This window comes from Siphonobacter sp. SORGH_AS_0500 (genome assembly GCF_002838835.1).
Lineage (GTDB): Bacteria > Bacteroidota > Bacteroidia > Cytophagales > Spirosomataceae > Siphonobacter.
In genome coordinates, this window is record NZ_NHPP01000003.1 from 244349 (window position 1) to 256205 (window position 11857).

Below are 11857 nucleotides of genomic sequence, written 5' to 3' on the forward strand. Positions count from 1 at the left end.
TTTATAAAAATAACTTACTGACTAATAGCTGATGACTATCCTTATTCTTGAGTTTGTTAAGCTTTAGAAAGTTGTTTTCTATAAGACGAAGCCAATTACTATTGCAAAATAAGTGGCTTCGTCTTATAAAGTAGGTATGTTTCAATAACTATATCAGTCAATAAGTTTGGGTAGTAAAGTTTAACTTTTGATGTTATCCTGCTTTATATTACAAATAAAGCACTTGGAATTTTAAATAAGTTAACGATTTTATATTTTAACCATCCTTAAAGTGTATTTCCTTTGATTTATTATGACGTTCATTAAATAATAACCAGGCCTTAGTGTTGATAAATCGTTTATTGAAATTGCTGGTAATGTTATTTCATTTATTTTTTTATAGTATACTTGTCTGCCATCCTGAGTAAATAGAGTTACGTTATTATCGTCCAGGCTTGTAGGGGCACGAGATAGTTCAATACTAATATTATCATTAAATGGGTTAGGGTAGGCTTTGATAGATATTGCCTCGTTATCAATCGCTGGATTTATGGATACCATATTTGAATAAGTAAATTTACCATCCATATCTACCTGCTTTAATCTATAATAAATTACTTTTTTATTATACCATGCCGTCTTTTTATCTAAATATGAATATTCTTCTTTCATAATACTATTGCCCGATCCATTAATTACATCAATAGTTTCAAAGTTTAAGGAATCGAATGAATATTGAATAAAAAATTTCTGTGTATTCTTTTCGTAAGTAGTGGCCCACTTTAATAAAACACCCTCTGAATTAAGTTGTGCATTGAAATAAAGCCAGCGTACAGGAAGAGGAGCCGGATTGTCGAATGTACGTTCCACCAACGGATTTGTCGTAATTTCTTCCTGTAAGGTTTGTATATCAATAGACTGGACGGGTTGTTTCTTAGAAGCGGCTATCACTGCCGCTACGCCTGCCGCCTGCCCCAGCATCATGAATACGGGTTCCATGCGAATAGATCCATAAGCAATATGGCTTGCTGAAAGACAAACGGGAACCAATAAATTCTGACATTCTTTCTGACGAGGTATAATTGATCGATACGAAATACCATACGGATTTTTTACGGCAATCTCTACATTCCCTTCGTTTTTTACCATTGTTTTCCCCCCCTTTACGTATACAATTCGTTGACAATTATGAGAATCCATTGTATAAGAACCTTGAGCAATCTCATCATTTACACTTACAGTACCCATACAGTTGGCTTCGGTCATGACATAGTCACTTACCATCCGTCGACTCTCCCTGACATAAAGTTGAGGGGTCCAATTGCCGTTGTCGGTGTACTCGTCTTTTGCATATCCCCATTGTTGCATCTGTTTTCGCAAATTGACGGGCACCCTTGAATCATTTGCAAAGAAGTATAAAAGCCCCTTTGTATAGGACTCATGAGCTGCTATTACCGCTTTTCTTTCTTCAATAGAGCCTTCCACGTAGTTGTAATTCATGCCAATCATATCCGTAGAAAATCCACCGAAATTGTTTAGATCCACTTTTTTATTAGGTAATACATTCCAGATGAAGTAATCATGAAGTGATGATTTCTCTGGCTGAACCGACATTAGTCGCACTAGTAGCTCATATTTACTAGCATCGTAATCTGAGGGTTGAGAGAAGGGAATAAAATTGGCAGAGTTATTGGTTAAACAGACCCTGAAATTATATGCCTGAATCTTATTATCAGCTGTACCATTTGCCGCCAAAGGTTTGTTACTTACTCCCCATATTAGGCCTGAAGAGGCTTCACCCGGAGTTTTATAAGGATCAATGTGGTCTGGAAGCTGGTGCCCACCTGTTATTTGTACTCCATTGTATTTTTCCTTATAGGTGGTATTTGCCTCTCGGCCGTATGTGTAACTTACTCCTGACTTTGCCATCAAATCGCCTTCGTAGCTACAGTCCATGAATACTGAAGCATTAATTTGTTGGGTTTTACTCGATACCAATACGTTCTGTACTGTAATGCTTTTTATGGTATTTCCTGATTTTATAACACTTTGCAAGCGATAATTTGTTTGAACGTGCAGGTCCTGCAAGTAATAAGAAAAGGCTTTTTTTGCAACCTTAGGCTCAAACGAAAATTGTGCTACTTTCTTACCATAAATAGCTCCAACCCTATTATAAAAATCTCTGGCTAGGCCTTGTATACTTTCAGTTTTGCCTACGTCAGTGGAACCAAGTCCTCCTGTCGTTAGACCTCCTAGGTGGGTAGTAGGTTCCACTAAAATGACTGATTTGCCTAGTTTCTGGGCCGTGTAGGCAGCAATAATACCAGCAGAGGTTCCTCCATACACACATACATCTACGTTAACTACGGGTAAACTTTGTGCTAGTATGGTTCCGTTTAAAGCAAGTAAAAAGAAAAGAACATGGCGGACAACTTTTGTGAAGAAACACATGTTTGTGATTAATTTATAAAATTCAGTTTTGGGAATTGTAAAGTTATGAATAGTTAACTCTAAATTTATATTAAGTAATTATTAAAATTACAGATTATAAATAGGTTTTTCATAGGTCTAACATTTACTTAGTAGAAGTACTAAATAACTGTTTTAGTACTACACATAAATTGAAGTAGGTAAATATACTTAACGTGCTTTATTAGATTCAAAAAAATATATTTTAAATCAATTTTAATATGACTATAGAGGCTATTTTGTTACTTTACTACCAATTTTTTGTGTAAAAATACTTAGTTAAAAGTGGGTCAAATAAGTCCTTAAATAATTATATTTTAGTTTCTAAAAATGGTTTGGTTGGATTGCTCTAATAGGTAGTATACTAATTATTCATCATTTGATGATAGTGTTTATTTAATGTTATGTATCAATAGGAAAAATAGATTAGGTAGATTTATTTTATTGCCTAAGTAATGGGATGATTGATTAGTGGTAAGATAATAGGTATGAATCTAAAGCTAACGAAGTGATTAGCTATTCGAAGTAAGCTGCATCGTTTGGCTGTGCATGACAGGCTGGGAAAGGTGTTCCTCTACCATTACTGCCGATTAGTGAAGTATTCCCGAAAAATTAGATAAGACAGGTCTTTTCGTGACCCATTAGGTATAGTATACACCTACTTGTTAGTTCGTCACTCAGCAGAACCGAGCAATTACGAAATCAAGGGAATTAAGTAGATGAGAGCACGAAAAGAAAAATAGGATTCATTGTAGCAACTCCCGCTCAGCTTACTCCAGTCTCCGTCAGTAACTCGCTCACGTACCGTTTATAAACCTTTCCAATTTTCAAACTTTTTCCGCTAACGGTGATGTTATCCGCTTCCAGCATCTCCACGTGTGAAGTATTAATCAGGTGCGAGCGACTGATGCGTACGAAGATCGGTTTGGGTAACCGCTCCTCGGCTTCCTTCATCGTCAGTCGGGTTACGTGCGTTTTTCGGGGTGTGACGACCTTTACATAATTTTCCAGACTTTCCAGATACCGGATTTCTTCGTAGGAAATCATCTGCTTTTCGCCGTCCACCGTACAGATGAACTCACCCAAATCCACTGGGGGTATTACTTTCGGCAGATTGGATTTCAGGGGAGCTGGAACAGCCAGCGTACTGCGATAAAAAGCGTAAATGCCAAAGCCTGCCAGGGTATGTACCCAGAAGCTGAGGATCGGGGGAAGCGGGTGGGTAACCTGAAATTGTAGCGTTAGAAAGCCATACATGCTTAGCGTGTTAAGGCTCATGATGAGCAGCGTCCAGCGTACATATTGGCGTTTGCGTTGCTGGAGGTAAAAACGTTCGAAGAGGACTCGGTTATGAAAAACCAGCCAGCCGTATAAGCCAGCAGAAAAAGGTAGGGTAGCAACTGATTCATGCCCGTTCGTTGCTGTAAGTAATACCGGTCTGACACGTAATGGACACCCAACAAAGCCAGCAGACCTAGCAGGTTACGAACGACGACTGAACGAAAGACTTTCTCCATGCAGGCAAGTTACAGCTGGTCTGGGTGGTTTGGAAGTAAATATTGACGAAAGAACTTGGTCACTAGCTAAATCATCTGGTCACAGAAAACAGGTAATCAGGAGAAAAGGACGGCAATTTAGGGCTTTCACTTTTAAAAGCTTTTCGATGCAGACTTTTCATTCCATTAACCTAATCATTCACATCTCTTTTGGTCTGGCCGCGATGGGACTCGGCGTAGTTGCCCTAAGGGCTCCTAAAAAGCGGGGGCCGCATACCCGGTTTGGCCGTTACTTTTTGTATGCCATCAGTGTAGTCGTGGGAACGGGATTAATGGGGGCAATTCTATTTCGAGCCAGTCCGTTTCTGGTCATGCTTACGCTGCTGGCGGGTTACGTGAGTTATGCCGGATGGCGGATCGTCAGGCTTCGCGAAAAGCGTAGTTCCACGCGTGATGTGGCTTGTGCATTACTGGCCTTTACTTCTGGATTATGTTTTCTAGGTATTGCCAAAGTCTCGGATTCAAGCTGGAATCCGTCCGTGATTTACTCCACCTTTGGAGCGTTATCGCTGGTGACTACTTACGATCTGGTCAAACATTACTGGTTGCATGAATCCCTGAAAGGCGGGTGGCTGTACGAACACATTTATAAAATGCTCTCGGCCTTTAGTGCCTTATTATCTGCCTTTGCGGGAAACGTGTTACCTCAATGTCAGCCCTATAGCCAGCTAGGCCCTTCGGTATTGGGAGTGGTGATGATGATCTGGTATATGCGTCAGGTAACCAGGTCACAAGGGAAGCCCGTCTGAAGTACGGATTCCCGTTCGTTCGCAACCGATGTCGCGAATGTCTTCTAAATCCTTACCTTCGGTCGTCTTTCATAAAAATTATCCTCCTGATGTCCATCGAACCCGTTTCTGCCGATAGCCTTAACGAATTAGTCAACCTAGTAGTAGCCCTATGGCCGGAATGCTCGTTTGAAGAGGAGCGGGAGAGTTACCAGCGTCTGCTTACGGCTACCGATGAAGTTTGTTACCTGGCGAAAGAAGGAACAAACTATTTCGGATTCATTCATCTGACACTCCGAACGGATTACGTGGAAGGAGCTTCGCACTCACCAGTGGCTTATGTAGAAGGCTTATACGTAAAACCGGAATTTCAGCACCAGGGCATCGGTCGGTACCTGATGCAGGCGGGAGAGGGCTGGGCTCGGGAAAAACACTGCCAGGAAATGGCTTCGGATACGGAACTGGACAATGCAGAAAGTCTGGCCTTCCACCAGAAGCTTGGTTTTGAAGAAGCGAACCGAATCGTATGTTTAATCAAAACGCTGTAAAAGAGAAATCCAATACCAAGAGTTGGATCAGCAAAGGGGATCATCTCCAAAGGCCAAGCATCAGCCCCAAAGCTATTTCGTGTAAGTGCGTGCGTAAGTGCTTGAGTACCCGGGTAAGATGATACTCAACGGCTTTTTCGCTCACCTGAAGTCGCTGGGCTATTTCAGGTATGGAAAGCTGTTCGAAACGACTGAGTCGAAAGACCTCCTGTGATTTCTCAGGCAATTCCCGAAGATTTCGTTCAATGGCTTCTGACAAATCCTGGAAATCCAGTAGTTCTTCCGTATCCCGGTCTTCCGTGGCCAGAAAGGACTGATAATAGCTAACAAACTTTTCGTGAACCTGCTCGGATTCAATCAGTCGGATGATTGAGAACTTAAGGGCGGTAAACAAATAACGTTTCAGCTCCTGAATCTGAACCGTTTCTCTGCGTTGCCAAAGACTGACAAAGAGATCCTGGACCAATTCCTCGGCAGTTTCTTTGGAACGTGTTTTCTGGTAAGCCGCTCGGTAGAGAGGCTTCCAGTACCGTTCGTAAATTTCAGAAAAAGCGGCTCGATTATTTTCTTGCAGAGCTTGCGATAATTCTGCATCACTCCAGCGATTCAGGGCTGCCAACGTACTAGTTGAAAAAGTTTACATACTTGATTATGACGTTAAATGTAAACTAAATATGCAAATAGTACTATAGTTTAAGAAGTTTAAGTAAATATTTCCATGCTTTGTGATGAAAAATACAGGCTTCCGGCAACTTATAAAATCGCCATTGCATAGGCTGAGTATAGCAGGTTTGTAAGGTTCTTACAGGTTTGACGTTTTAGCATTCAAGTTCTAAACTAACCCTAAAGTAAACCGTAGCTAAAGTCTTACAGCGATACCTGCACCATGGCGATGAGTTCACCCGCTCGGGAAAAGATCTGTTTGGTTACCGAGCTGTACAGCGGACGACTATTGTATTCGACCGTAATTTTAGCCTGATGACTGTCCAGTAGAAAAGCAGTACCAATGTTATAGTAGTGGCCCGGCTGCCGAAGAGCTTGCAAATCTTTGTAACTGTGAGCAACGTAAGGTTGAACACGCACGGCTGAGGTGAATTGTGGAAGAACAAAACCTAGCTGGGTGTAAGTAAGCGTACCCGTGCCGGATAGATACCGGGCATTGCCGGGGCCTTCTGCGGCTCGTTGTTCAGTAAAATTAGGATTCACTGTACCGGGATTCATGATACCTGAAGTGCGAATGTAGTTGGGCCCAAATTCGTACCGATACAGGCCGCCGTAAATCGACACGGCCATCCGTTTGGCCGGATCGCCAATGGGTCGATCCAAAAAGACATCCATCGCTAGCGTCAGTTCATTGTGTTTCCTGAAAACATTCGCTTCGGGTTGGGAGAGGGTTGCATTTTTATTATAGTAAAAGCCGAGTCCAATGTTGAAGACATTTTTGGAACCCAGATACGTACCGGGGAAAAAGGCCGTCAGCAAACTTTCTTTATCCTTAAACTGGTAATTAACGTAGCCTCCGTAAGCCGGTTTTCCATCCTGATTGTTATCAACGGCTGCCCCACCAACGCTGGGGGTCAGCGTAGTGGTGAAAGGTTTGTTGACATGAAAACGGTACGCTACATTCTTCCACATGCCCTTGGCAAAAATGCCTAACTGACGGCTGAACTGGTCAGAGACTTCAATATTGGGCCACTGGAAAATGGGTACGTCCAGCGTGAGACTGCTGGTGATACCCGGACTGGTCAGGCGACTGACGCCATTCCAGGCGTGCAACCCGGCTCCCATGGATAGTGAAAAGTCAGCCGGTTTTTTAGTAACCGGGTTTAGAGCGGGAACCACCACAAATTCACTGTAAGCATCCTGAAAGAAAAGCGGAGGTTTTTTACCTAAACCGTTGGCTCCGGTACCAGTGCCACCACCGCTGTTAAAAGACTGGTTGTTCATCCCAAACTGAATGACAAATAAATAACGCGGCGACATCTGTCCGATGACCCGAACCCGGGTACGGCGAAGGCTGATGTCCCAGACATGATTCTGCGGAATACCGTTAACGAGCGTTCCCGGATTGTTTTCAATGGAACGAACCCATACCTGACTCCACAGATTAAAGGCCAGGTACTTGGCTCCATCGGGGCTAAGTTTGATTTTCAGCCCTTCGTAGGGGGGAGTGACAGGACGAATGGATGGTTTCACGCGGGCTGTATCTTTGCCCGAAACAGCCTGAATGGGTCTCGACGAGTGAAGCGTATCCAGAGACACTACGGAATTCAAGGCCAGTTGAGCCATCCCCGTATATGCACTGAGAGTCAGTAGAAGAAGAAAAATGTATTTCATAATAATTATATTAAATGTTTGATAAATTATATTTTTAATTAGATAAAGCGATACGGAGACACGCTCGCCTGAGGTGCCAGCAACAAATGGCAGCAAAACGATTGGATTATCGTTAGGAAGGAATCTCGAAATAGTCTACCAGGTGGGAGGAGCCAATGTACAAGGGCGTACGCTGGTGGAATCGGTTAGGGATGATGTCTAGAATGGGCTGTTGTCCGTCAATGGCTTTACCTCCGGCTTGTTCGGCGAGAAAAGCCATGGGGTAACATTCATAAATCAATCGTAACTTTCCCTGAATATGGGTTTGCGTAGGGGGATACAGGTAAATGCCTCCTTTGATTAGATTTCGATGAAAATCAGCCACAAATGAACCGATGTAACGACTGCTGAATCGCTGCTCGTAAAATTCCTGAATCCGTTGCACCACAAAGGGTGGAAAATCCCGCTGGTTACTTTCATTACAGGAAAAAGTCTTGCTATAAGCCGGGAAAGTCAGGTTGGGGTGCGAAAGGATGTATTCCCCTAACGTAGGTTCATAGGTAAATCCATCGACTCCGCAACCGGTTGAATACACCAGCATCGTGGAAGAGCCATAGAGAATATACCCTGCGGCTACCTGCTGCCGACCGCCTTGCAGAAAGTCCTCGACGGTGGGCGAAGTACCCAGCGGCGAAACCCGTCGATAGACCGAGAAGATTGTACCAATGGCTACGTTTGCATCAATGTTGGAGGAACCATCCAGGGGGTCCATCGCGATAACGTATTTCCCTTCCGGGTTACCCGTGTCTATAATACCAGCTTCTTCTTCCGAAATGATACCACATACTTCGCCGCCGTTGACGAGTGCCCGGATGAAACGAACGTGAGCGATCCAGTCCAGCTTTTGCTGAATTTCTCCCTGAATGTTATCGGTAGCCGTATCTCCCGTAATATCAGCCAGACCAAAACGATTGATTTCACGATTAATGATTTTACCAGCCAGGGCAATATCTCGCAGTACCTGGGATAAATCTCCGGTGGCAGACGGAAACGTTTTCTGTTTTCGGAGAATAAACCGATCCAGGGTGATGCCTACGGAAGGTACGGTTACAGCAGCTTGCATACAACTATTGTTAAGTTTTGGGTGAAAGTCAATACCGTTCTATTTGTTCAACACCACTGCCGAAGGACGGGTGGGCGTGTCAGACGCAACCGTGGATGCCTTTTCAGGAACAAGCCCAAACGCCCGGTTCATTTGCTCACGGTCCAGAGCTTTTTCGTGATTAGCGATCCAGATGGTGGCTACGCCATTACCAATAAAGTTGGTAATACTGCGGGCTTCTGACATGAAGCGGTCCACCCCAAGCAAGAGAGCCAGTCCCTCAATGGGGATCACTTTTACCGCCGTCAGCGTAGAAGCCAGTACAACAAATCCACTTCCGGTTACCCCGGCGGCTCCTTTGGAAGTAACCATAAGAATACCGATGATCGTGAGGAGTTGAGTCAGGCTTAAGTCAACGTTGAACACCTGAGCCAGGAACAGGGTCGCCATCGACAGGTAAATCGTGGTACCGTCAAGGTTGAATGAATAACCCGCAGGCACGACCAGCCCTACCACGGGTTTGGCACAGCCCATTCTTTCCAGTTTTTCCATTAATGAGGGTAAGGCAGATTCCGACGAGGAGGTCCCCAGTACGATTAGCAATTCCGCCCGGATATACCGGAGAAAATCCACGATTCGGATATCACACGAACGTAAAATCATACCCAGCACACCGAAGATAAACAAGGCCATCGTGGTATAAACCGTACCCATCAGTTTGGCTAAAGGAAAGAGGGTTTCCAATCCGTACTTGCCAATCGTATAGGCCATTCCACCGAAGGCTCCAATGGGGGCCAGTAACATGACTTTATGCAGTCCTTTAAAAACAACTTTAGACACCCGATTCATTCCAGCTACAATCACGTCCTTGGAACGTAACTGACTGAACAGAACGCCCGCCAGAATCGCTACAATCAATACTTGCAGCGTTACGTTATCCTGGAGAAAATGGAGCCAGCTAAAGTCCGCACTTTTCTGGGTGTATTTCGAAATATCCCCACCTTTGACCTGATTGGTCACCACGCCATGACCCGGCTTGATGACATTTGCAATCACTACGCCGATCACTAGAGCCAGGGTAGTAACTACTTCAAAATACAGTAAGGCTTTGGCTCCTACTTTGCCTACTTTTTTCAGGTCACCCATGCTGACGATGCCGAGGGTAATCGTCAGGAAAATAATAGGGTTAATGAAGAGTTTGACGGTACTAATAAAAAGGCCACTGAATACCTCACTAAGGGTAATGCCAATGCTTAACTCTTGCCCCATGAATCGGCCCTTGAGCGGTTCATCGAGTACTTTCAGCAAGGCCCATTCCGGTTTGAAATGACCCAGAAGTATACCCGCCGTAATGGCCGTTAAAACCCAGAATGTCAAATTACTGAACCACTTTTTCATAGTATTAAGGATTAGAATTGAAAAGCTTGCGACCAGTCGCCACGGCGTGCGAAGACGTAGAATTAATCAAGGATGGGCCCTGCCAGAGTAATGGCCGGAGTAGCATCCGATTGGTATTGCTGATAGTTTTCCTGGAAAGCCTGGGCTAACAGACGGGCCTGATGATCGTAGGCAATCGGGTCGGACCAGTTTTCTCGGGGATTCAAAAGTTCGGACGGAACATGGGGGCATTCGAGCGGAATGGACAGATGAAAAGGAGCGAAAGACTGAAAGACTACCTGATCCAGCTCGCCCTGCATCGCTGCCGTAATCATGGCTCGGGTATAGCGGAGTTTAATCCGTTCGCCAACCCCGTACGAGCCACCTACCCAGCCGGTATTAATCAGCCAGACATTGACCTGATTTTGCTGTAATTTTTCCCCCAGCAACGTAGCATAACGGGAAGGATGCAGTGGGAGGAAAGCCGCCCCAAAGCAGGCCGAAAATGTAGGTTGCGGTTCTTTCACACCGACTTCGGTTCCGGCCAGTTTGGAAGTAAATCCTGAAATAAAATAATACATCGCCTGTTCGGTCGTCAGGCGTGAAATCGGCGGGAGTACCCCAAAGGCATCCGCCGTAAGAAAGAAGATGTGCTGGGGCGAGTTTCCGACGGAAGGAATGAGGGCATTGTCAATAAAAGGCAACGGGTAGGCGGTACGGGTGTTATCCGTCACGGAATTATCCTCGTAATTGACCTCCTTCGTTCCCGGAAAAAAGCGGGTGTTTTCGAGAATAGAATTTTCCCGGATGGCTCCAAAAATTTCCGGTTCTTTTTCCTGCGTCAGATCAATGACTTTGGCGTAGCAGCCGCCCTCGATATTGAATACCTTCTCCTTGGCCCAGCCATGCTCATCGTCCCCGATTAACTGACGATTGGGGTCTGCCGAAAGCGTTGTTTTTCCCGTGCCTGACAAGCCAAAAAATAGAGCCGTGTCTCCTTTCTCTCCCACATTGGCAGAGCAGTGCATGGATAAGATGCCTTTCTGGGGAAGGGTATAATTCAGCACGGAGAAAATGCCCTTTTTCATCTCACCCGCGTAGCCCGTACCACCGATCAGGACGATTTTTCGGCTGAAATCAATGATGGTGAAATTGCCGCTACGGGTGCCGTGAACGGCGGGATCTGCTTTGAATTCGGGAATATTCAAAATGGTCCAGTCGGGTGAAAACTGGGCAATAGCCTTTTGATCCGGGCGAATGAACAGGTGGTGGCAGAAGAGGTTATGCCAGGCTTGCGTGGTAATGATGCAAACCGATACCTGTTCTTCGGCCAGTGCACAAGCCTGAGCGTAGCGAACATACACGGTTTTTTCGTCCAGAAACGTAAGCATATCCTGGTGTAAGGTCTCAAAATGCGATTCTTCCAAGGGATGATTAACGCTGCCCCACCAGACGGTTTCGGCGGTCATTTCATCCCGAACGATGTATTTATCTTTTGGCGAGCGACCCGTAAAAACACCCGTGTCACACATGAGGGCTTTGGTATTGGCTAGTACGCCTTCCCCGTTCAGCAGGGCTTTTTCGACCAATGCTTCTGCAGGTAAATTCAAATAAACTTTCGTCGTTTCTGGTAAGCCGGCTTGTTTCAGGACAAGACGATCCCGTTCGGCTATGGGCACAGCTGAAGCAAATTTCATAGATAGGATATGTTTAGTTGTGAAAGAGCAGCTAACCGGGCCGTTACCCGTCACTACTGTTGATGCATGTAAAGTTTTGTGTGTT

Annotated in this window: 10 protein-coding genes; 2 read left to right on the forward strand and 8 right to left on the reverse strand. The window is 44.7% G+C overall.

Annotated elements, in window-relative coordinates:
• Positions 1-249 precede the first annotated feature (249 nt).
• From BWI96_RS04775 to BWI96_RS04785, 3 genes are all read right to left on the reverse strand, one after another.
• Positions 250-2430: an FAD-dependent oxidoreductase gene (locus tag BWI96_RS04775; protein WP_106635547.1), complete on the reverse strand. Its 2181-nt coding sequence runs from the start codon at positions 2428-2430 to the stop codon at positions 250-252.
• A 783-nt stretch (positions 2431-3213) separates the two neighbouring features.
• Positions 3214-3726 (reverse strand): LytTR family DNA-binding domain-containing protein, encoded by a 513-nt coding sequence (locus BWI96_RS04780; RefSeq protein ID WP_106635548.1) that lies wholly within the window; start codon positions 3724-3726, stop codon positions 3214-3216.
• On the reverse strand, positions 3723-3965 hold the full coding sequence (locus tag BWI96_RS04785; protein WP_106635549.1) for a hypothetical protein: 243 nt from the start codon (positions 3963-3965) through the stop codon (positions 3723-3725). The genes BWI96_RS04780 and BWI96_RS04785 overlap by 4 nt, the downstream gene beginning before the upstream one ends.
• Positions 3966-4111: 146 nt before the next feature.
• Between BWI96_RS04785 and BWI96_RS04790 the strand changes: the two genes are divergently transcribed.
• Positions 4112-4753, forward strand: coding sequence for a hypothetical protein (locus tag BWI96_RS04790; RefSeq protein WP_106635550.1), 642 nt, complete (start codon positions 4112-4114; stop codon positions 4751-4753).
• 89 nt (positions 4754-4842) lie between these two features.
• Positions 4843-5280 carry an aminoglycoside 6'-N-acetyltransferase gene (gene aac(6'), locus BWI96_RS04795; RefSeq protein WP_106635551.1) on the forward strand — a complete coding sequence of 146 codons (438 nt, stop codon included), beginning with the start codon at positions 4843-4845 and terminating at the stop codon, positions 5278-5280.
• 40 nt (positions 5281-5320) lie between these two features.
• Here the strand turns inward: aac(6') and BWI96_RS04800 are convergent, their stop codons facing one another.
• The 5 genes from BWI96_RS04800 to pckA all read right to left on the reverse strand — a co-directional run bounded on the left by BWI96_RS04800 (position 5321) and on the right by pckA (position 11772).
• The gene (locus tag BWI96_RS04800; RefSeq protein WP_106635552.1) at positions 5321-5899 is read right to left on the reverse strand and encodes an RNA polymerase sigma-70 factor; all 579 of its coding nucleotides are present in this window, start codon (positions 5897-5899) and stop codon (positions 5321-5323) included.
• 248 nt (positions 5900-6147) lie between these two features.
• Complete coding sequence (locus BWI96_RS04805; protein WP_106635553.1) at positions 6148-7617, reverse strand: porin; 1470 nt, start codon at positions 7615-7617, stop codon at positions 6148-6150.
• A gap of 112 nt (positions 7618-7729) precedes the next feature.
• The gene (gene fbp / locus BWI96_RS04810) at positions 7730-8719 is read right to left on the reverse strand and encodes a class 1 fructose-bisphosphatase (protein WP_106635554.1); all 990 of its coding nucleotides are present in this window, start codon (positions 8717-8719) and stop codon (positions 7730-7732) included.
• A gap of 39 nt (positions 8720-8758) precedes the next feature.
• Positions 8759-10096 carry a cation:dicarboxylate symporter family transporter gene (locus BWI96_RS04815; RefSeq protein WP_106635555.1) on the reverse strand — a complete coding sequence of 446 codons (1338 nt, stop codon included), beginning with the start codon at positions 10094-10096 and terminating at the stop codon, positions 8759-8761.
• A 62-nt stretch (positions 10097-10158) separates the two neighbouring features.
• Positions 10159-11772 carry a phosphoenolpyruvate carboxykinase (ATP) gene (pckA, locus tag BWI96_RS04820; RefSeq protein WP_106635556.1) on the reverse strand — a complete coding sequence of 538 codons (1614 nt, stop codon included), beginning with the start codon at positions 11770-11772 and terminating at the stop codon, positions 10159-10161.
• Positions 11773-11857 lie beyond the last annotated feature (85 nt).